General features: G+C 70.2%; 10 protein-coding genes and 1 pseudogene. 10 read left to right on the top strand and 1 reads right to left on the bottom strand.

Going from position 1 to position 21,704, the window contains the following annotated elements; genetic code table 11:
* Positions 1-227 precede the first annotated feature (227 nt).
* Positions 228-4,640 (top strand): acyl-CoA dehydratase activase-related protein, encoded by a 4,413-nt coding sequence (locus tag EGX94_RS06175; protein WP_021797014.1) that lies wholly within the window; start codon positions 228-230, stop codon positions 4,638-4,640.
* 178 nt (positions 4,641-4,818) lie between these two features.
* On the opposite strand, the gene EGX94_RS06170 is transcribed toward EGX94_RS06175, so the two are convergent.
* Entirely contained in the window at positions 4,819-6,396 is a 1,578-nt protein-coding gene (locus EGX94_RS06170) for an FAD-binding protein (protein WP_123826043.1), read from the bottom strand.
* Between the two features lie 143 nt (positions 6,397-6,539).
* Between EGX94_RS06170 and rpiB the strand changes: the two genes are divergently transcribed.
* The 9 genes and pseudogenes from rpiB to EGX94_RS06125 all read left to right on the top strand — a co-directional run bounded on the left by rpiB (position 6,540) and on the right by EGX94_RS06125 (position 21,679).
* Positions 6,540-6,983 (top strand): ribose 5-phosphate isomerase B, encoded by a 444-nt coding sequence (rpiB, locus tag EGX94_RS06165; RefSeq protein WP_021797195.1) that lies wholly within the window; start codon positions 6,540-6,542, stop codon positions 6,981-6,983.
* 104 nt (positions 6,984-7,087) lie between these two features.
* Positions 7,088-8,650 (top strand): Re/Si-specific NAD(P)(+) transhydrogenase subunit alpha, encoded by a 1,563-nt coding sequence (locus EGX94_RS06160; protein WP_028706374.1) that lies wholly within the window; start codon positions 7,088-7,090, stop codon positions 8,648-8,650.
* Positions 8,650-10,038: an NAD(P)(+) transhydrogenase (Re/Si-specific) subunit beta gene (locus EGX94_RS06155; RefSeq protein WP_021797198.1), complete on the top strand. Its 1,389-nt coding sequence runs from the start codon at positions 8,650-8,652 to the stop codon at positions 10,036-10,038. Before EGX94_RS06160 ends, EGX94_RS06155 begins: the two co-directional genes overlap by 1 nt.
* Before the next feature lie 323 nt (positions 10,039-10,361).
* Positions 10,362-12,863 (top strand): SpaA isopeptide-forming pilin-related protein, encoded by a 2,502-nt coding sequence (locus EGX94_RS06150; RefSeq protein WP_021797194.1) that lies wholly within the window; start codon positions 10,362-10,364, stop codon positions 12,861-12,863.
* Between the two features lie 348 nt (positions 12,864-13,211).
* Complete coding sequence (locus EGX94_RS06145) at positions 13,212-15,932, top strand: CshA/CshB family fibrillar adhesin-related protein (protein WP_028706372.1); 2,721 nt, start codon at positions 13,212-13,214, stop codon at positions 15,930-15,932.
* A 163-nt stretch (positions 15,933-16,095) separates the two neighbouring features.
* A complete protein-coding gene (locus tag EGX94_RS06140; protein WP_021798106.1) occupies positions 16,096-17,646 on the top strand; it encodes a SpaH/EbpB family LPXTG-anchored major pilin in 1,551 nt (516 codons plus the stop codon).
* Between the two features lie 115 nt (positions 17,647-17,761).
* Positions 17,762-18,688: a class C sortase gene (locus tag EGX94_RS06135; RefSeq protein ID WP_081660568.1), complete on the top strand. Its 927-nt coding sequence runs from the start codon at positions 17,762-17,764 to the stop codon at positions 18,686-18,688.
* A gap of 327 nt (positions 18,689-19,015) precedes the next feature.
* Positions 19,016-20,092 carry a LacI family DNA-binding transcriptional regulator gene (locus tag EGX94_RS06130; RefSeq protein WP_123826041.1) on the top strand — a complete coding sequence of 359 codons (1,077 nt, stop codon included), beginning with the start codon at positions 19,016-19,018 and terminating at the stop codon, positions 20,090-20,092.
* Positions 20,093-20,515: 423 nt separating this feature from the next.
* Positions 20,516-21,679, top strand: a pseudogene (locus EGX94_RS06125) (substrate-binding domain-containing protein).
* Positions 21,680-21,704: the final 25 nt, after the last annotated feature.

Genomic DNA, 21,704 nt, shown 5'->3' with positions numbered 1-21,704 from the left:
CTCCGCGGCGGCGTCCCCGCGGCGTCGAGGCCCGTCCCCGGCGTCGGCGACGGGCGGTCCGGTCGTCCCGCCCCTCCCCGCGCCCGGGTCTCGGGACCTCCGCAGGGCGGGCCCGTGCGCCCCTCCCCGCGCCCCGGGTTTCGGAAGCGGCGGCCCTGACCTACGATGAAACAGAACGAGCATTCTGTTTTCGCACGGTGCTCTCCCGGTCCCACGGAGGAGGACGGATGACTGGTGAGGTCCTGCGCCTCGGTCTCGACGTCGGGTCGACGACGGTGAAGGCGGTCGTCATGCGCGGCCACGAGATGCTCTTCAGCGACTACCGGCGGCACAACGCCGACGTGCGCGGCGAGATGAGGCGGCTCCTGCTCGACATCGGCGAGCGCTTCCCGGACGACACCCTCAAGGTCGCCATGACCGGCTCGGGCGGCCTCGGCGTCGCCCGCATGATGAACGTCACCTTCATCCAGGAGGTCATCGCCGCGACCGAGGCGATCGAGCAGCTGAACCCCGATGTCGACGTCGTCATCGAGCTCGGCGGCGAGGACGCCAAGATCACCTACCTCCACCCGACGCCCGAGCAGCGCATGAACGGCTCGTGCGCCGGCGGCACCGGGGCCTTCATCGACCAGATGGCCACCCTGCTGCACACCGACGCCGCCGGCCTCGACGAGCTCGCCGGCCGCCACGAGAACCTCTACCCCATCGCCTCGCGCTGCGGCGTCTTCGCCAAGACCGACGTGCAGCCGCTCATCAACCAGGGCGCCCGCCACGAGGACATCGCCGCCTCGGTCCTCCAGGCCGTCGCCACCCAGACCGTCGCCGGCCTGGCCTGCGGCCGCCCGATCCGCGGCAAGGTCATCTTCCTCGGCGGCCCGCTGCACTTCCTGCCCCAGCTGCGCGAGGCCTTCACGCGCGTCCTCGGCGACCACGTCCACGACTACGTGAGCCCCGCCGACGGCCAGCTCCACGTGGCCGTCGGCGCCGCCTTCCTCGCCGACGGCCCGACCCTCTCGCTGCGCCACCTGGCGCAGATGCTCGACAGCGCCGGCGAGATCCAGGTGGCGTCCAAGACGATGCGCCCGCTGTTCCTCGACGAGGCCGAGCGCGCCGAGTTCGACGCGCGCCACGGCGTCGTCGACGTCGAGCAGGCCGACATGAGCGAGGCCGTCGGCGACCTCTACCTGGGCATCGACGCCGGGTCGACGACCATCAAGTCGGTCCTCATCGACGACGAGGGCACGATCGTCCACTCCAGCTACGACTCCAACCAGGGCGACCCGGTCAAGGCCGCCGTGGCCATCGCCCGGGACGTCATCTCGGCCCTGCCCGCCGGCTCGACGATCGCCCGCACCTGCGTCACCGGCTACGGCGAGGACCTCGTGAGGACGGCCCTGCACGCCGACGAGGGCGAGATCGAGACGATGGCCCACTTCCGCGCCGCTCAGGCCGTCTGCCCCGGCGTGACGAGCGTCATCGACATCGGCGGCCAGGACATGAAGTTCGTCAAGATCCGCGAGGGCGTCGTCGACTCCATCGCCGTCAACGAGGCCTGCTCGGCCGGCTGCGGCTCCTTCCTGCAGACCTTCGCCGAGACGATGGGTGCCGATGTGCGCGAGTTCGCCCGGGTCGGCATGGAGGCCACGGCCCCCGTCGACCTCGGCAGCCGCTGCACCGTGTTCATGAACTCCTCGGTCAAGCAGGCCCAGAAGGAGGGCGCCGGCATCGCCGACATCTCCGCGGGCCTGTCCTACTCGGTGGTGCGCAACGCCCTCTACAAGGTGATGAAGCTGCGCGACGCCGGCGAGCTCGGCGACCGGGTCGTGGCCCAGGGCGGCACCTTCCTCAACAACGCCGTGCTGCGCGCCTTCGAGCTGCTCACCGGCGTCAACGTGAAGCGGCCGAACATCTCGGGCCACATGGGCGCCTACGGCGCGGCCCTCATCGCCAGGTCCCACGCCGCCCCGGGCGACGTCTCGGCCATGATGGACCGCGACCTGGAGGGCTTCTCGGTCGAGTCCAGCCAGCGCATCTGCAAGCTGTGCCAGAACCACTGCAAGCTCACCATCACGACCTTCGACGACGGCTCCCGCCAGGTCTCCGGCAACCGCTGCGAGCGCGGCGCCAGCCTGGACGCCCGTCCGCGCAAGAGCGAGACCCCGAACCTGTACGACTACAAGTACAAGCGGATGTTCGCCTACCGCCGGCTCACCGACGCCAAGGCCACCCGCGGCGAGATCGGCATGCCGAGGGCTCTGGGCATGTACGAGGACTACCCGCTGTGGTTCACGATCTTCACCCGGCTCGGCTTCAAGGTGCTCCTGTCCGGCCGCTCCAGCCACGACCTGTTCGAGTCGGGCATGGAGTCGATCGCCTCCGAGAACGTCTGCTACCCGGCCAAGCTGGCCCACGGTCACATCGAGTGGCTGCTCGACCACGGCGCGAGGACCATCTGGATGCCCTGCGTCAACTACGAACGCAAGGAGATCGCCGAGGCGGACAACAACTTCAACTGCCCGATCGTCGCCTTCTACCCCCAGGTCCTCGAGAAGAACGTCGAACGGCTGCACGAGCCCGGCGTCACCTTCATGGACCCCTTCCTCAACCTGAACGACCCCGACAAGCTCGCCGAGCGACTCGTCGAGATCCTGGCCGCATGGGGGATCGGGCTGCCCGAGATGAGGGAGGCCGTCGCGGCCGGCTTCGCCGAGCTCGACCGGGCCAAGGCCGACATCAGGGCCGAGGGCGACCGCGCCATGCAGTACATGATCGAGCACGGCATGCGGGGCATCGTGCTGGCGGGGCGGCCGTACCACGTCGATCCCGAGATCAACCACGGCATCCCCGACCAGATCACCCAGCTGGGCATGGTCGTCCTCTCGGAGGACGCGCTGACCAACGGCATGCGCAGCACGGGCTTCGCCCGCCCCCTGCGCGTGCGCGACCAGTGGGTGTACCACACCCGCCTCTACGAGGCCGCCGCCCAGGTGCGTCGCGACCCGAGGCTCAACCTCGTGCAGCTGAACTCGTTCGGCTGCGGCGTCGACGCCGTCACGACCGACCAGGTCCAGGACATCCTCGAGCAGGCCGGCGACATCTACACCGTCCTGAAGATCGACGAGGTCTCCAACCTCGGCGCCGCCCGGATCCGCCTGCGCTCGCTGCGCGCCGCGGCGGCCGAGCGCGAGGAGGTCTCCCGCGAGGTCGACACGACGGCCCTCCCCGCCCCGGCCGCCGGACTCGTCACGGTGCCGGCGAGCAGCACCCCGCCGTACACGAAGGAGATGCGCAGGACCCGCACGGTCTACCTGCCCCAGATGTCCCCGATCCACTTCCAGGCCATCGAACCGCTCTTCCGGCGGGCCGGCTACCGGATGGAGCTGCTCGAGCACGCCTCGCGCGATGACATGGAGTGCGGCCTCAAGTACGTCAACAACGACGCCTGCTTCCCGGCGATCATGGTCATCGGCCAGCTCATCAACAAGTTCGTCTCCGGCGACGCCGACCCCGCCGCGTCCGCCGTGGCGATCACCCAGACCGGCGGCATGTGCCGCGCGACGAACTACGTCGGCATGCTGCGCCGCGGCCTGCGGGCCGCCGGCTATGGGGACGTCCCGGTGCTGGCGGTCTCGGCCCAGGGCCTCGAGTCCAACCCGGGCTTCAAGCTGACCCCGAGCCTCGTCCACGGGGCCATCCAGGGGCTCGTCCTCACGGACCTGCTCCAGGAGGTGCTCCTGCGCGTGCGCCCGTACGAGCGCGAGGAGGGCTCGGCGATGCGGCTCTACCGGCGCTGGAACACGCTCGTGCGCGAGTTCATGGTCGACCCCTCGTACTCCCCGACGGAGGGCCGCAGGGTGGGCTTCAAATGGCTGTGCCGCCGGATGGTCGGGGAGTTCGACGAGCTGCCGCTGCTCGACATCCCGCGCAAGCCGCGCGTGGGCGTCGTCGGCGAGATCCTCGTGAAGTTCCAGCCCGACGCCAACAACAACGTCATCGGCGTCATCGAGGACGAGGGCTGCGAGGCCGTCATGCCCGGCCTCATGGGCTTCTTCCTGCAGTCACTCGAGACCGGCCAGTGGCGCTACGAGAACTTCGGCCTCGACAGGTCCGGGCGGTACCTCAAGAGGCTGGCGCTGTGGTGCATCGAGCAGACCCAGAGGACCGCCGACCGGGCGCTGGCCGCCACGAACGGCAAGTTCGAGGTGCCCGAGCGCATCCACGACATGGCCGCCCGCGCCCAGAGGGTCATCTCGCTGGGCACCCAGGCCGGCGAGGGCTGGCTGCTCGTCGCCGAGATGATGCACCTCATCGAGCACGGCACGCCGAACATCATCTGCGCCCAGCCGTTCGCCTGCCTGCCCAACCACGTGGTCGGGCGCGGCATGTTCAAGACGCTGCGCGAGCTCTACCCGCAGGCCAACATCACCTCGATCGACTACGACCCGGGCGCCTCGGAGGTCAACCAGCTCAACCGCATCAAGCTGATGATCGCCACGGCCTTCAAGAACGAGCGGACCGTCGGGCTGAAGCAGTGGCAGTCCGACTTCGACACGGCCAGCCCGCTGGGGGCGGAGACGTCCTCCCCGTCGAGCCCCGACATCAGCATCGACGACGGCTCGGTGGGCTCCGCGGTCCGCTGACCGCCCGGGGCCGGAGGGCGGGCGAGTCGTACTCGTTCCCCTTGCTCGCACCCCGTTCCCCTGTTCCCACCTCGCTTCTGTGCTGTCGCCCCGGATGCGTCCCGGGTGTTGACGCGCAAGAGGAAGGAGCGAGGCGGGGGAGGGCGGGGGAGGAGGACGGACGATCGTCCGGCGGCGCTCAGGGGATCGGGGTGCTGCGCACCCGCATGCGGCCGTCGTCGTCCAGGGCGATGCGGACGGTGCGCCTCCACGCGTCCTTCGTGCCCGGATGGTCCGTGCGCCGATGCCAGCCACGGCTCTCGGGACGGGCCCTCGCTGCGGCGACGACGGCCGCGCCGACCAGCCGCAGGTTCGTCGTCGACAGCGCCGCCCCGGTCAGCGGGGCGCCGGTGGGCAGCCCGACGAGCTCGTCGGCGGCCCGCGCGAGCTCGGTGTGCTCGCGCGCCAGGCCGACGGCCCGGCCGGCCCCCGTGATGCGCGGCCGGGCGGCCGCCGGGACGCAGCCGCCGGGCGTGCGCTCGACCGGCGCGCCGGGCTCGTCGAAGGAGTCCGCCGTCCGCGCCAGACGGGCGCCGACGGTGAACCCGCCGACGAGGGCCTCGACCAGGCCGGCGTTCGACGGGCCGGCCGCGCCGCGGGCACCCGTGCAGGCGGCCTCGCCGGCCGCGTAGAGCCCGGGGACGGTGCTCGAGCCGTCCGGGGCGACGCCGATACCGCCGATCATCGTCTGCACCGCGGGCCGGACCGGCACCGGTTCGCGCGCCGGGTCGATGCCGTGCGCCCGGCAGGCGGCCAGCGTCGCGGACAGGGGCGGTGCGGCCCAGCTGGACTCGCCGATGCGGGTGCCGTCCAGGAGGAGGCGCTGGCCGGCGTGCCCGGCCAGCCAGTCGTGGACCGCCATCGCCAGCTCGTCGGAGGGCTTCAGCTCGTCCTCGCCGAGCCCGGCGAGCGCCGGGCGCCCCTGCCCGTCGACGAGCACGGCCCCGGCTCGACGCAGTTCGCGGCCCAGCGTGATCGCCGGGTCGAGCGGGAGGGCCAGCTCGTCCGGCAGGTCGACGGCGGTCGGGGCGCAGGCGGTGAACTCCATGTCGCGCAGCTCGGCGCCGGCGCGCAGCGCCATGGCGGCGGCGTCGCCGGTGGCGGTCACCGGGGCGGTCGTGCGCGGCCAGAACTGCTCGGCCCCGCCGCCGGCCAGCACGACGACGGGGGCCAGCCAGTCGACGAGCGCCCCATCGGAGCGCAGCGCGCGCAGGCCGGCGACCCGGCCCTCGTCGTCGGTGAGCACGTCGACGCCGCGCATGCCGGTCTCCAGCCGCAGGCGCGTGCCCAGGCGCCCGGCCATGGTGCGCACCGCCGACGCGAGGCCGCGCTGCACCTGGTGCCCGGTGGTCTCGTGGCGTCCCGGCCGAGTCGCGTCGGCGCGCTCGAGGAGCTCCGCGACCCTGGCGTGGACGAGCGGCGCGGTCCTCAGCAGATGGCTCAGCGCCCGCCGGTCGGCGACGCCGAGGCCCCTGCGCAGCGCCTCCTCGGGGTCGTGGGGCCCGGCCCACCCGTCGAGGCGTCCGGTCGAGATCGCGGTGGCCCCGTCGAGCAGCGTGCCGCCGGTCACCAGCGCCGTGTCGACGCCGGCGGCGGCCAGCTGCATGGCTGCGCCCGAGCCGGCGGCCCCCGCGCCGACGACCACGACGCGGGCCCGCCTCGTGAGCCCGGGCTCCGGCGCGCCGAGTTGTCGCGCCGATCGGATCGTCGTCGCCATGGGTCCCCCTCGTCCGCGGAGTTTCGCACCGCCCCTGCTCACAATGCCACGGGCGGGCCCGCGTCGGAGCCGCGACCGGCGGTGAGAGAATGAACTCGTCGCCGCAGCCGCCGGCGGCCACGGGAGAGTACGAGGAGCACTCCATGCGCATCGCCTTCGGCGCCGATCACGCCGGTTTCAACCTGAAGGAGCGGCTCGTCGAGCACGTGCGCTCCAGGGGCCACGAGGCCATCGACGTCGGCACCCACGGCCCGGCCAGCGTCGACTACCCGACGTTCGGCAGGCGGGCGGCCCGGAAGGTGCTCGACGGCGAGGCCGATCGCGCCGTCCTCGTGTGCGGCACCGGCATCGGCATCGGCATGAGCGCCGGCAAGCTGCCCGGCATCCGCTGCGCGGTGGTCTCCGAGCCCTACTCGGCGAGTCTCGCCCGCCGCCACAACGACGCCAACGCGCTGGCCATCGGCTCGCGCGTCCTCGGCCCCGGCCTGGCCGAGATGATCGTCGACGAGTTCCTCGACGCGGAGTTCGAGGGCGGCCGCCACGCCCGCCGGGTCGGCATGATCGAGCCGCCCGCCGACGCCTGCTGAGCCCCGTCGCGGAGCGAAACCCGTTGTGGCCCGATCCACGTCGGGTCGTCGACCCGCCGGCCCCCCGTCCCCGGTGAGAATGTCCACCCGCTATGGTCGGGATCATGAGAATTGGCATACCAAGGGAGTCGCTGCCCGGCGAACAGCGGGTGGCGGCAACGCCCAAGACGGTTCCACAGCTCATCAAGCTGGGTTACAGCGTCGTGATCGAGCATGGCGCCGGCGAGCGCGCCTCCTACTTGGACGACGACTACATCGCGGCGGGCGCCGAACTGGCCGACACCGGCACGGTGTGGGGCAGCGACATCGTCATGGCGGTCAACGAGCCGAGCGTCGAGGAGCTGGGTGCGATGCGTCCGGGCGCGACGCTCATCACCTTCCTCCACCCGCGAGCCAATCCCGGCCTCCTCGAGGCCCTGCGGAAGGCCGGCGTCACCGGCCTGAGCATGGACATGGTGCCGCGCATCAGCCGGGCCCAGGCCATGGACGCCCTGAGCTCCACGGCGAGCATCGCCGGTTACCGGGCCGTCGTCGAGTCGGCCTACGCGTACGGCAAGACCTTCGCGGGTCAGGTCACCGCCGCCGGCAAGATGCCCCCGGCCAAGGTCTTCATCATCGGCACCGGCGTCGCCGGCCTCGCGGCGGTCGGCGCCGCCAAGTCCATGGGCGCCGAGGTCTTCGCCACCGACGTCCGCCCCGAGACGGCCGAGCAGGTCGAGTCGATGGGCGGCACCTTCGTCCACGTCCGTCCCGCGGCCGGCGACCAGGGGGTCAGCTCCGACGGCTACGCCAAGGAGACCTCCGAGGACTACAACAAGCGCGCCGCGGAGCTCTACGAGGAGCAGTGCCGGAAGGTCGACATCGTCATCCTCACGGCCGCCATCCCCGGCAAGCCGAGCCCGAAGCTCATCACCCCCGAGATGGTGGCCTCGATGAAGCACGGCTCGGTCATCGTCGACATGGCGGCCCTGGGCGGCGGCAACTGCATGCTCACCCACCCGGGCGAGGAGTACGTCACCGACAACGGCGTCACCATCATCGGCTACACCGACATGGCCAGCCGCCTGCCCGCCCAGTCCAGCCAGATGTACGCCACGAACATGGTGAACCTGGCCAAGCTGGCCACCCCGGCCAAGGACGGCCGGTTCGTCATCGACTTCGACGACGAGGTGCTGCGCAACATGACCGTGACCCGCGACGGCGAGGTCACCTTCCCACCGCCGCCGATCCAGGTCTCCGCGGCGCCGAAACCCGCCCCCGGCGCGGCCGCCGCCGAACCCGCCGAGAGGGAGCCGGAGAAGCCGAAGAAGGAACGGCCCTGGTGGTTCCTGCTCCTGGTGGTCGGTCTGCTGTCGGTGGCGCTCATCGCGCTGCTGACCTTCGCGCCCGGAAGCTTCGTGAGCCTGTTCGGCACCTTCGCCCTGGCCTGCGTCGTGGGCTACTACGTGGTGTGGAACGTCTCGCACGCCCTGCACACGCCGCTCATGAGCGTCACCAACGCGATCAGCGGCATCATCATCGTCGGCGCGCTCCTGCAGCTGCCCAAGGACAACATGGTGATCACGGTCATCGCGGCCCTCGGCGTGCTCATCGCGTCGATCAACATCTTCGGCGGCTTCTCGGTCACGCGCCGCATGCTCAACATGTTCAGGAAGGGTGATCGCTGATGACTCTCCTCGAAGCGAGCGTCGCCAATTTCACGCAGGCCACCTACATCATCTCCGGCCTGCTCTTCATCCTCGCCCTCGTGGGGCTGAGCAAGCACGAGACGGCCAAGCGGGGCAACGTCTTCGGCATCCTCGGCATGGCCTTCGCGCTCATCGCCTCGATCGTCTCGCTGGCGGTCGGCGACACGCGGGCCCTCGCCTGGGCCCTCATGATCATCGCCATGGTCATCGGCGCCGTGATCGGTCTGTGGAAGGCCGCCAAGGTCGAGATGACCGGCATGCCCGAGCTGGTCGCCCAGCTGCACAGCTTCGTCGGCCTGGCCGCCGTGCTCGTGGGCATCAACGCGTTCATCGAGAACCCCGAGGCCCCCGCCTTCCAGATGCACGAGATGTGGATCGGCGTCTTCATCGGCGCCGTGACCTTCACCGGGTCGATCGTGGCCTGGGGCAAGCTGGCCGGCAAGATCAAGTCGGCCCCGCTGACCCTGCCCGGACGCAACTGGCTCAACCTGGGCGCCCTCATCGCGATCATCGCCTGCGGCATCTGGTTCGCTGACGGCGGCGGCTGGTTCCCGCTCATCGCGCTGACGATCCTGTCGCTGCTGCTCGGCGTCCACCTGGTCGCGGCGATCGGCGGGGCCGACATGCCGGTCGTCATCTCGATGCTCAACAGCTACTCGGGCTGGGCGGCCGCCTTCAGCGGCTTCAGCCTCCAGCTGCCCGTCCTCATCGTCACCGGCGCCCTCGTCGGCGCGTCCGGCGCGATCCTGTCGTACATCATGTGCAAGGCCATGAACCGCAACTTCGTCTCGGTCATCCTGGGCGGCTTCGGCCAGTCCGACGCCGGGGCGGGCGCCGGTCCCGAGGGCGAGATCACCGAGCTCGACACGACCGGTGTGGCCGATCTTCTCAAGGGCTCCACCTCGGTCATCATCACGCCCGGCTACGGCATGGCGGTCTCGCAGGCGCAGGCCCCGGTGGCCGAGCTCGTCCGCAAGCTGCACGACCACGACGTCGAGGTCCGCTTCGGCATCCACCCGGTGGCGGGGCGCCTGCCCGGCCACATGAACGTGCTGCTGGCCGAGGCGCACGTGCCGTACGACATCGTCCTGGAGATGGACGAGATCAACGACGACTTCAAGAACACCGACGTCGTCCTCGTCATCGGCGCCAACGACACCGTCAACCCCGCCGCCATGGAGCAGGGCACCCCGATCTCGGGCATGCCGGTCCTGCACGTGTGGGAGGCCGGCCGGGTCGTCGTCTTCAAGCGCGGCATGAGCGCCGGCTACGCCGGCGTCCAGAACCCCCTGTTCTTCAACGAGAACACGGTGATGTGCTTCGGCGACGCGAAGGAGTCGATCAACGCCATCAACGCCGCCCTGTGACGGGCGGTCCCCGCGCGGGCGGGGCCTGAGAGACACGGACGAGGGGCCGGGTCTCTCAGGCCCGGGTCGCGTCGCGGTGGGCCCACGACTCCGGCGGGGGACGCGCACCGCGGCCGTCGATGACCCGTCTCCGCCGACGTCGCAGCGGCACGAGGCGAGGCGGCCCGATCTGGGTGATGGGGGCAGTCAGGGCACGAATGGTGAAACTTTCAAAATCAACGATTGTGTGCTAGACCTGGGATCATTCAGGGTGTTCCGCACCCCAACCCCTGCGGGTCGGATACCCGCAGGGGCGCAGTCGCCCCTGACCGAACGGATCCCGTATGCGCCTCTCAGCTCCTGCCGCACCCCCGCGCCCCGCCGCGGCGCGGCGGTTCCCGCGCCTGCTCGGTGCGCTCGCACTGGTGCTCGCCTGCCTTCTGAACGTGGCGCACGCGGCCCCGAGCGTCGCCGTCCCGACGATGCAGGTCGACCTGGGCGCGACCTCCGCCCAGATACACAACGTCGTCACCAGACAGGACGTGTCGAACCCCGAGCGGTATGCGAACACCCACGCCTGCGTGCGGTACAGCCCTCGGGGCGGGGGCTCCACCCTCGACATGACGACGACGGCCACGGTGACCTCGGGGTCCGGACAGTACGCCGCCTTCTCCTACGGGCGGTACCGGCAGAACGGCCGGCAGGTCTGCCCCGACGACTTCAGCGACCAGCAGAGCTCCGTCGGCTTCCTCCCCGGGGACACGCGGACGGTGAGCGTCGGCGCCCCCTTCCTCATCGGGACCATGCACCACCACAACGCCCCCATCTTCACCGACCCGGGCTCGGAGAGACCCGACGGCAGCGGGGGCGCCCTCATCTCCGGCGGCATGGAGGTGGACCTCGCCAACACGATCCGGACGTCCTTCCCCTGGACCCTCGACGAGACCTCCAACATCTGCCGCTCCACCTTCGATGCGTCCGGCGACTACGACCCCTCCGGCAACGGCGGCTACGCCTTCGACTCGACCGGGGCCATCGGCCCGAGGGCCTCCTGGCAGTTCCGGGGGTGGAGCTCCGACTACCACTACGCCTACGACCGCAGTGGCAGACTGCGGTCCTTCCCCGCCGGGGACACCTCGGCGAGCGGGTCCGACGACGGCGCCCTCTACGGCCTCGACGGCAGGTCCTGCGAGGACGACGTCCTCACGATGACCGCCGTCAGCTCCGACAGCGTCTGGGCGGACGCGAACGGGGTCCCGTACAAGCTCGTGCTGCGCGGCTTCGTCAACAACGGCCGGAACGAGACGTGCACCGTGATGGACCCGGAGACCGCCGAGGCCCGGCTGGAGACCTCCTTCGTCACCCAGGAGAACAACGACACCTACGGCTGCCTCTACGGCTCCCTCGAGCAGGTCCGTCAGGTCACCTTCGCCAAGGACGTCTCGGGCAGCGCCATCACGCAGCAAACGGTGGGCATCCCCCAGTTCACCTACACCAACGTCTCCCAGACCGGGTCCTCCGCCCTCGAGGGCTGGGGCGACCCGAGCCCGCTCCGGCCCACCGGATGGGGCGGCGAGCACGCCGCGACCGACCCGAGGACCTACGAATTGTTCGCCCCAGGCGGCGGTGCCGCCGTCAGGGAGGACCAGTCCGGGCCGGCTCCCACCGAGAGCACGCCCGGGTGGCGCCTGTCCGGCGTGACCTGCACGCAGGGGGACGGCACACCCCTTCTCGACCAGGACGGCAGGGTCCTCGACCAGACCGACGCCGTCAACCTCGATGCGGGAACCCTGGACCTGGACCGCGCCGGGCTGGCCCGGAGCTCCGCCGAGGTCCCCATCACCTGCACCTGGCACAACGAGTACGTCGACCCCACTCCCCGGCTGAGGGTGGAGAAGACCTTCATCGGCTCCGACGCCACCGCCGGCACACCGACCCTCAACGCCGACTATGCGATCACCGTCACCAATGACGGCAGCACGGCCCAGGACACCGGTGCGCTCGTCGACCGGCCCGACCTCGCCCCCGGTCTGACCGTGAACACGGTGTGGGCCAGCCAGGACCAGGGCCTACTCGGTCAGCCCCAGTCCGTGGTCCAAGGCGCGGCCGACGGGTACCGGCTCACCGAGGGCGTACCGGTCCAGCCCGGGCAGAGCCAGGTCTTCTACGTCCGGGTCAACGCGACGCTGGACCCGGCCGCGTCCGGCTACACCGACGAGAACCTGGGCTGCTCCCAGACCGGTTCCGGCGCCTATGAGGCCGGGCACGGCCTGTTCAACGAGGTGCTGGCAGAGGACGGCAAGGACGTCGACGGCCCCGGGAACAACACGGCCTGCGGGCCGGTGGACCCGGGCGTCGGCAGGCTCCCGGTCACGATCCACAAGACCGGCGTCATGGGTGACGTGAGCGGGGCCGTCTTCGACGTCTACTCGATGGACCCGAGCACGCCGGGCGCCGCGCCCGTCGACCGGGGCGTCATGGTGAACCCCGATGACGGCTCGCTCTTCACCACCGTCCCCCTGGACATCAACCACGACTACTGGCTGGTGGAGACGCAGGCCCCGGCCGGTCACCAGCGGCTGTCCGAGCCCGTCGGCTTCCACCTCGCCGCAGACGGTGTCACCCTGCTGGACCCCGAGACGGCAGCGGGCACCGTCACCGTGTCCCGGACGGGCCGGGTGCCCGACACCATCACGATCCACGACACGGCGATCGCCGTGCCGCTGCCGCTGACCGGCGGCGGTCTCGCCCGGCTGCTCCCAGCCCTCGGCGCCGCGGCGCTGTTCGCGGGCAGTGGCGCAGCGGCTCTTCACCAGCGGCGGGCCCGGCGGAGGAACGCTCGCTGAGCGAGCGAAGGCTCCGGGCCGGCACGCCGGCCCGGAACCCCGAGGAACCCTGACTTGATCAATGATTGACAATTAATGTATCTTTGATTCACCTAAGGGTCAGATGGCCCTTGGGTGCGATCTGCATTCCTACCAACGCCTCTGGTCGAAGACTGTCATGACACCTCACCCTGAGAAAACCCCTGTTCGCCCTGTCCTGGTGCGCATCCCGGCCGGGACGGTCGGGTGCCGTGCCGACGGCGTTCCGCTGGGGACGGCCCAGCGGACCGGCTCGTTCCGGACGCCCTCGAACCCTCTGCGGGGCCGGCCGGCCCTGGTCGGGTGCCGCTCCGAGAGGGGTGGTCGGCGATGATCCCCCGCAGAGCGACGAGAACGGGGACGAGGGGCCGTCTGCGCGGCGCGGCGGCCGCCGCCAGCGCGGCGGCGCTCCTGCTCGGCATGATCGGGGCCGTACCGCCGGCGGCCGCCGCCCCCGGCGGCGAACTGCCCGCCGTGTACGCCACGGGCGGCGACGGCCGGTTCACCGACGCGATCCAGTGGCTCCAGTGGAGCGACTACCCGCTGGCCGCCAACGCCGAGGACAACACGGTGCTCGGCTACGGCGACCAGTACGGCTCGGCCACGCGGACGATCACGAACTACCGCTACCTCGACGACGCGCAGACCCTGAAGCTCACGACGACGTGCACCCTGTCGGGCCTCGTCACCGAGAACGTGGGGCAGGCCAACGGCGACGCCGGCCCGGTGCAACGGGCCCCGCTCGTCGCCACCGTTCCCGGCAAGTGGGCCGGCGACGCACTCGACAATCTGTACAACGTCGGCGGCCCGGGCCACTGGAGCGATGGGCAGATCGCCAGGAGCGGCAACCTGACCTACCCCGGGGACTACGTCAACGACAACCGGATGGTCATCGGCCTGTCCAACGGCTTCGCCGATCGGGGCAACGCAGGCGTCGGCTACGGCTCCAGGATGAGTTTCGACATGCAGTGCTCGGCGTCGCTCAACGGCGAGGAGGTCCCGCTGAGCGGGCTGGTGCTGGCCGACGCCGAGGCCTCGAGCGCCCACAGCCCCAAGGGCTACCGCGACGAGTGGGTGCAGGCCACCGCGACCCAGGGCTCCGACACCAGCTGGCGGGTCCTGGACGCCTACAAGGACTCGAGCTGCCCCGTCACGACCCAGGCTGTCGTCTCCAACGGCGGCGACACCGTGCAGCTCCTGCCCACCGGTGAGGAGTGCGTCTACCAGAACGGCGGCAGGTACTCCAGGCCGGAGGGCACCGGCGGCCCCGGCACCGTGCTCTTCATGCAGGGCAGCACCGAGGCCCGCATCTCGATGCAGGGCCGCGGCTACAGCGCCGTCGCCCTGGGCCTCGTCGTCGGCACCGACTTCGGCGACGCCCCGGCCTCGTACGGCCGGGCCAGCTCGCTGTTCCAGCCCACCTGGACCGGCGGCCGCATCACCCGCACCACCGACGCCTTCGCCGTCGACCAGGCCACCATGAGCGCTTCCGACACCCGGCTGGGGGCCGGCATCGACAGCGAGGGCGACCAGAAGTTCTCCACCGGCGCGAACGGGGACGACTACAGCGGGATCGACGACGAGGACGGCGTCGCACTGCCTGCCGGCGGCATCGAGACCGAGCCGGGGGGCTCGTACACGCAGCAGGTCTCCTGCACCGGTCCCGGCAGGATCGCTGGCTGGGTCGACTGGAACCGCAACGGCCGGTTCGACGAATCCACCGAGAAGAGCGCCGAACGATCTTGCTCCGCGTCCGGGAGCGCGACGCTGAGCTGGACGGTGCCCGACGACGTGGTCCGCTCCGTGGCGGACGAGGGCGCCACGAGCTATCTGCGCGTGCGCATCACGAACGACGCGGGCCCGCTGAGGGCCACCGGCAACACCCGCACCGGCGAGGTCGAGGACTACGCCGTGGACGTGCGCGTGCCGACCCTGCGCTTGGTGAAGGACGTCGACGCCGCGCACGTCGCCGACGACCAGCCCCTCGCACCCGACTCCTGGACGCTCACGGCCGCCGCCGACGGTCGGGACGTGCTGTCCGGCCAGGGCTCCACCGCCGAGACCGTCGTGAGACCGGGGCGGTACACGGTCACCGAGTCCTCCGACGATCCCCGTGCCCAGGCCTACGAGCTGACCGACGTCGAGTGCACGACCCCCGACGGGCAGCAGCTGACGACCGGCGACGCTGATGGCGGGGCCACGGTCGACCTGACCGGCCACGACAGGGTGACGTGCACCCTCACCAACGCCGCGCGGCAGGGCAGCGCCACGTGGTCCAAGATCGACGGTGCCGACGGCCGGCCGCTGGGCGGCACCGTGTGGACCCTCACCGGCCCGAGCCATCCCGACGGCACCGATGTCGAGGACTGCGTGGCCGACGACGCCGCCGCCTGCACGGGCCCCGACACCGATCCCGGGGAGGGGGCGTTCACCGTGGCCGGCCTGGACTGGGGGCACTACGCCCTGAAGGAGAAGTCGGCCCCGCAGGGCTACGGGCTCAACCCGAACACCTACATCCTCACCGTGAACGACTCCTCCCTCGAGGCGAGCCTCGACCAGGCGGTGCCCGACGACCGCAAGGACGCCGCGGTGAAGTGGTCGAAGACCGCTGCGGACGGCTCGCCCCTCGGCGAGTCGACGTGGACCCTCACACCCACCGACCCGGCGGGCGTCGCGATGACTGTCGAGGACTGCCGGGCCGATTCCGCCGATGACTGCACCGGCCCCGACAAGGACCCCGCTGCCGGCGGCTTCCTCGTCGAGGGCCTCACGTGGGGCGACTACGAGCTCAAGGAGAAATCGGCGCCCGCCGGCTACGTCCTGTCCAAGGACGTGCACGGCGTGCGGATCGGGGCCGCCAACGCCGGCACGACGATCGACCTGGGCAGCTTCACCAATGCGATGCACGGCTCACCGACCATCCCCCTCACGGGCGGGCGAGGCGCACAGCTCTTCCTCCTCCTCGGCGGGGCACTGTTGGGCGTCGGCGCGGGCACCGCGGCCGTCCGCAGGCGCCGTGTCCGGGCGTCCGCGGAGAACCGGAGCGCCTGATGACCGCCATGAACATGAGCCACGGCCCCCCGGGGCCCGGACCGAGCCGGCCCGCAGGGGCCGGCACGACCGGGGAACGCCACCGGAGTGGCCGACCCCACCCAGCCCACCCCCATGCCGTACCGGATGGTCCGGACGGTTCGAGAAAGAAAGCCTGAAACCAATGGACACGAATGCACACCCCGTCGGGAGGCGCCTCGTCGCAGCCACCGGGGTTCTGGCACTGAGCCTGTCCGGCCTGGTCGGCGGCGCCGGCATCGCCAGTGCCGACCCCTCGTACGGCAACATCGATCAGAACGCCAAAGGCTCGATCATCATCCACAAGCACCTGACGGGCGGTGATGGCAGCCAGGGCAAGCCCGACGGCTCGGCCGATGCCGACGGCGATCCCCTTGCCGACGTCACCTTCGCCGCCTACCCGATCACCAGCCTCGACCTGTCGAAGCAGACCGACTGGGACACCCTGTCGAATCTCGTGGTGCCCGACAGCTCCTGCGCCAACCCGACCGCGCCGACCCTGTCCGGCCAGACGCTCGGCGCCTCGGCCGGCAGCGGCACCACCGCTTCGAATGGTCAGGCCACCATCGGCGATCTGCCCGTGAGGGCCTACTTGGTGTGCGAGACCGCCGCGCCCGCCAATGTCGTCCAGAAGGCCAAGCCCTTCGTCGCGACGATCCCCTACCCGGACAACGGCAAGTGGCTGTACGACGTCAACGTCTACCCGAAGAACACCGTGGCCGCCATCGACAAGACCGTCGAGCAGCAGTCGCAGTACGGCTACGGCCTCGGCTCGATCGTCTCGTTCCCGGTGACCACGACCGTGCCGGCCCTGGACAACAACGCGAACTTCCAGTACTTCCAGATCAAGGACACGATGGACGCCAGGTTCACCGGCGTGGGCGTCCCGACGGTGACGCTCAACGGCGCCCCGCTGACCGCGGGCGATGACTACACGGTGGCGGTCGACGACGCCACCAACACCGTCACGGTGAAGTTCACCAAGACCGGCCTCACCAAGCTGAAGAACAGCGCCGGCCAGGATGTCAAGGCGACCTTCCAGGGCACGGTGTCCTCGGTGGGCGACGGCACCATCAAGAACACCGCCCAGCTGCTCACCGACACCCAGTACGGCCCCGTGCCCGACACCCCGCCGGACACCCCGCCCACGCCGCCGAACCCGCCCACGAGCCCCGAGGTGCAGACCCACTGGGGCGACCTCACGGTGCACAAGGTCGATGCCGACCACACCGACGCCGGCCTGGCCGGCGCCACCTTCCAGGTGTACAACGCGACCGATCCCTACGCCGATGACTGCTCCGGCGCCACGAAGACCGGCGATCCCATCACGGTGAACAACCAGAGCAGCTTCACCTCCGATGACAGCGGCGTCGTGAACGTCGCGGGCCTGTTCGTGTCCGACTCGAAGAACAGCCCGGTCAACGCCACCCAGCGCTGCTACGTGCTCGTCGAGACGGCCGCCCCGGCCGGCTTCGTCAAGCTGGGCCAGGACACCCCGGTGACGGTCAAGACCGGCACCACCGACACCAGCGTCGCCTACGACGCCACCATCAAGAACACCAAGGAGGCCGTCCCCGGCCTGCCGCTCACCGGCGCTCAGGGCCGGCTGCTCATGATGGTCGTCGGCGCCGTCCTCATCCTCACGGCGGCGACCACCGTGGTCGTCCGCTCCCGCCGGAACGCGACGAGCGCCTGAGGCGACCGATGAACCGACCGGCCCGATGACCGGCCGGGAGGACGATGATGTGGTGGGGAGGCCCGGCCTCCCCACCACATCATCATGACCGCGAAGAGCACGACCGGGGGAGAGCATGACCGGGAAGAGGAGGGGCGCGGCGGTGCCCGATGAACGACCCGCGGAGGACACGGCGAAGCGAACGTGGCGCCTGTCCCCGTTCTCGCTGCTGGCCGGGCTCCTCGCCCTCGTCGGCATGGTCGTCTTCGCCTATCCGACGGTGGCCGGCTGGATCTCCCGGTACAACCAGTCGAAGGTCGTCAGCGACTACGCGTCCGACGTCGCGACGGCCGAGCCCGACGCCGCCGAGCAGCTGGCCCGGGCCCGGGCCTACAACGACGCGCTCAACGCCGGCGCCATGCTCCAGGCCGGCTCGAACGTGCCCACTGGCGACGGGACGAGCGCGGACGACTCCCTGGACTACGACTCCATGCTCACCGCCGATTCGCAGGGGCTCATGGCGCGGTTGAAGATCACCTCGATCGACCTCGACCTGCCCGTCTACCACGGCACCTCCGACGAGACCCTGCTCAAGGGGCTCGGCCATCTCAAGGGCACGTCGCTGCCGGTCGGGGGCGTCGGAACCCACGCGGTGATCACCGGCCACCGCGGCCTGGCCCAGGCCGAGATGTTCACCAGGCTGAACGAGGTGAAGGTCGGCGACAGATTCGTCATCGAGGTCTTCGGCGAGGTGCTCACCTACCAGGTGAACGACACCCGGGTGGTCGAGCCGACCGAGACGCAGACCCTCAGCGTCCAGGCCGGTCACGACCTCGTGACGCTGGTCACCTGCACGCCGCTCGGCATCAACACCCACCGCATCCTCGTCACCGGGGAGCGCGTCGAGCCGACCCCGACCGAGGACATCGAGGCGGCGGGCCGGCCGGCCGACCCCGGCTTCCCCTGGTGGGCGCCCGCCATGGCGGGCGGCACCGCGCTCATCGGCGTGTACGTGTGGCGCGCCGGGTACGAGCCCGCCAGGACGAGAACGCGGGAGGAGTGAGCGGCGGGGCCGACACGCCGGTGGTCATCTCGATGCTCGAAGGTCGGGGTTCGAATCCGCGAGCTCGACCGGCTCCTGCCCGTGTCTGGTGCGCGCCAGTACTTCCGTCCCGGTGCGGGCGAGAACCAGGAACGTGGACCGGTGCTGCGAAGAGATGCCGGGACGCCAGTGCAGCAGGAGTGCGTACCGTACCGGCCCTGTTCATACGCCCGGTGCGCATGAGCGATCGGCTGGAAGCATCGCGCCTCGGGCCGGGGCGCCGTGCTGCAGCCAGGAGATCCGGGCCGGGCCGGCCGGTTCTCACGACTGGAGTGGGACAATTCCGAGGTGAGCAACCCCAAGAAGACCAGGGCAACCGTCGCGCGGGCCCATCGCTCGGAACGGATGAGCATCAAGGACGTTGCCCGCTTGGCAGATGTCTCGTACCAGACTGTCTCACGCGTGATCAATGACGACCCACGGGTGAGCGACCGTACTCGCGATCACGTGTGGAGGATCATCCAGTCCACGGGTTTCGTCCCGAACCCCGCAGCCCGGGCGCTGGTCATGCGGAGGTCGAGCCTCATCGGAATTCTCACCGATGGCTCGACGCGCTACGGGCCGGCCGGCGTTCTCGCGGCAGTCGAGAACGCGGCCAGGGACGAGGGCTACGCCGCGAATGTCCTCGTGCTTGCCGAGGCCGACTCGCGTGGCACGGTTCGCGCGTACCAGCACTTCATCGATCAGGGCGTCGCGGGCATCGTGGTCATCGCCCCCAAACTGCCTCTGGCGGAGGCGGTCCGTGAGACGAAGTTCTCAGTGCCGGTCGTGATGGTCGCTGCCGGGGAGTCAAGCGTCCCAGGGGTCGCCGTCGTCTCGGAGGACCAGGAGTACGGTGCGCGGCTCGCGACACGTCGCCTGCTCGACAAGGGACATCGTGAAGTGGCTCACCTCGCGGGGGAACTCAGCTGGCTGGATGGCCGGGTGCGGTTGCGCGGGTGGCAGTCCGAGCTGCGCGCAGCGGGCATCGAGCCGCCACCCCACATCCAGGGCGACTGGACCGGGGAGAGCGGCTACGCCGCGGGTAGGCGCATGCTCGACGAGGGCTTGCCCTCCTCGATCTTCGTTGCGAGTGATCTCATGTGCCTGGGGATGCTGAGGGCCTTCTACGAGGCCGGGGTGCGTGTGCCGGACGACATCAGCGCGGTCTCCTTCGACGACAGCGAGTTCGCCGCCCAGTTCTACCCCCCGCTCGACAGCGTCCGGCAGGACTTCAACCGCCTGGGGCAGGAGGCTGTGCACATGCTCCTGCGTCTCATCCAGGGCGAACCCGCCGGCACGGTCGCCATACCGCCGGTGCTGACGGTGAGGAGCTCTGTCGCACGGCCCCGTGCCGCCGTCGCACGGTCCAGCACCACCGGGTGAGTTCCCGATCGGTGACCCGGGGGGCGCGGCCCGGCGTGCCGCGACGTCCGGTCGCGTCCCGGGGTGCGGTGCAACGGGACGTCCTCCGAGCGAGTCGGGCCGACGGGACGGGCGTGGCCCCCATCGGCTCGTCAGTCACCGGACGTCCCACCAGTGCGCTGGGCGCCGGGTGAGCGGACTCATGGCGTTCACGTGACGTACCGCCGCCCTTGTGCTCGATCCCGCTGCCCACCACGGGAAGAGGTGTGATGCCTCGTCCCGGGGCGGATCCGAGCCACGCATCAGCGGCGCTGATCCGTGCGGGAGCAGCTCTTGACACGGCTGTGCAAAACGTTCACACTATGTGATGACGAAACGTTCACAATCAAAGGATTGCGGCGCACGCGTCAACCGTGAGTCAACGTGGATCGAAGGAGATTGACGATGCAACGACGAACTGTCTTGCTTGCTGCGGCTGGTATTCCGATCAGCGCGTTGTTCCTGCAGGGATGTACGTCTTCTGGTGAGAGCACGGCAACGGCAACGAATGCGGAGGTCAACGCGAAGGCCGATGAGGCGATCCGTCAGCTGGAATCGGCCGTGAGTGCCACCGGGCCGCATGGCGAGAGCGCCGCCGCCGCCTCGGAGGTCGACCTCACCGACTCCGACATCGACACCGTGAAAGCGATGGGGGCGACCGCCGCGATTGCGATGCACACGAGCGGTGACGACTGGTCGGCGGCGCAGATCGCTGGCCTCACGTCGCGGTTCAACGAGCTCGGCATCAAGATCACGTCGACCACGGACGCGAACATGGACCCCAGCAAGCAGGTGTCCGACGTCGAGACGATCCTGGCCCAGAAACCGAACATCCTCGTCTCCATCCCCACCGATCCTGTCGCGACTGCCTCGGCATATCGAATGGCCGTGGACCAAGGCGTCAAGGTCGTGTTCATGGACAACTGTCCGGACGGCTTCACCGCTGGTTCGGACTATGCCTGTGTCGTCTCGTCCGACAACTACGGGAACGGGGCGATCTCAGCGCATCTCATGGCGAAGACCCTCGGCGGGCAGGGGAAGATCGCTGCCATCTATTACGAAGCCGATTACTTCGTGACGAACCAGCGCTACCAGGGGTTCAAAGAGACGCTCACGAGCAATTAACCGGACATCCGGATCATTGCGGAGCGAGGCATCAGTGGTTCGGATCTCGCCGGCTCTGCGCAGAAACAAGCCGATGCCCTCCTCAGCCAGAACGCCGATCTGAACGGCATCTGGGCCGTGTGGGACGTCCCCGCTGAGGGAGTCATCGCGGCGGCGCGTTCGGCAAGCCGGACAGATCTTGGAGTGGCCTCCGAAGATCTTGGCAAGAATGTTGCTATCGCAATGGCCCAGGGCCAGTATGTCTGCGGACTCGGCGCACAGCGTCCATATGATGCCGGGATCACCGAGGCAAATGCAGCGGTCAAGGCCCTGTTTGGCCAGACGATTCCGGCCTTCATTGCGCTGAGCCCGCTGGCGGTGACCAGGGACAATGTTGCTGATGCCTGGCGGAGCGTCTATCACACCGATCCGCCCGAAGAAGTGCGGCAGGCGCTGGAGGGATGACTGTGACCGGTTGCACTGAGCCGAC

It is taken from the genome of Propionibacterium acidifaciens (genome assembly GCF_003798325.1).
Classification (GTDB): Bacteria; Actinomycetota; Actinomycetes; order Propionibacteriales; family Propionibacteriaceae; genus Propionibacterium; species Propionibacterium acidifaciens.
Note: the sequence above shows the minus strand (reverse complement) of the source record. Positions and strands in the feature narration are given on the sequence as shown.

What these genes read in the sequence shown, in the direction of transcription:
- EGX94_RS06175 (WP_021797014.1), top strand. Translation starts at nt 228, where the DNA reads ATGACTGGTGAGGTCCTGCGCCTCGGTCTCGACGTCGGGTCGACGACG.
- EGX94_RS06170 (WP_123826043.1), bottom strand. Translation starts at nt 6,396, where the DNA reads ATGGCGACGACGATCCGATCGGCGCGACAACTCGGCGCGCCGGAGCCC.
- rpiB (WP_021797195.1), top strand. Translation starts at nt 6,540, where the DNA reads ATGCGCATCGCCTTCGGCGCCGATCACGCCGGTTTCAACCTGAAGGAG.
- EGX94_RS06160 (WP_028706374.1), top strand. Translation starts at nt 7,088, where the DNA reads ATGAGAATTGGCATACCAAGGGAGTCGCTGCCCGGCGAACAGCGGGTG.
- EGX94_RS06155 (WP_021797198.1), top strand. Translation starts at nt 8,650, where the DNA reads ATGACTCTCCTCGAAGCGAGCGTCGCCAATTTCACGCAGGCCACCTAC.
- EGX94_RS06150 (WP_021797194.1), top strand. Translation starts at nt 10,362, where the DNA reads ATGCGCCTCTCAGCTCCTGCCGCACCCCCGCGCCCCGCCGCGGCGCGG.
- EGX94_RS06145 (WP_028706372.1), top strand. Translation starts at nt 13,212, where the DNA reads ATGATCCCCCGCAGAGCGACGAGAACGGGGACGAGGGGCCGTCTGCGC.
- EGX94_RS06140 (WP_021798106.1), top strand. Translation starts at nt 16,096, where the DNA reads ATGGACACGAATGCACACCCCGTCGGGAGGCGCCTCGTCGCAGCCACC.
- EGX94_RS06135 (WP_081660568.1), top strand. Translation starts at nt 17,762, where the DNA reads ATGACCGGGAAGAGGAGGGGCGCGGCGGTGCCCGATGAACGACCCGCG.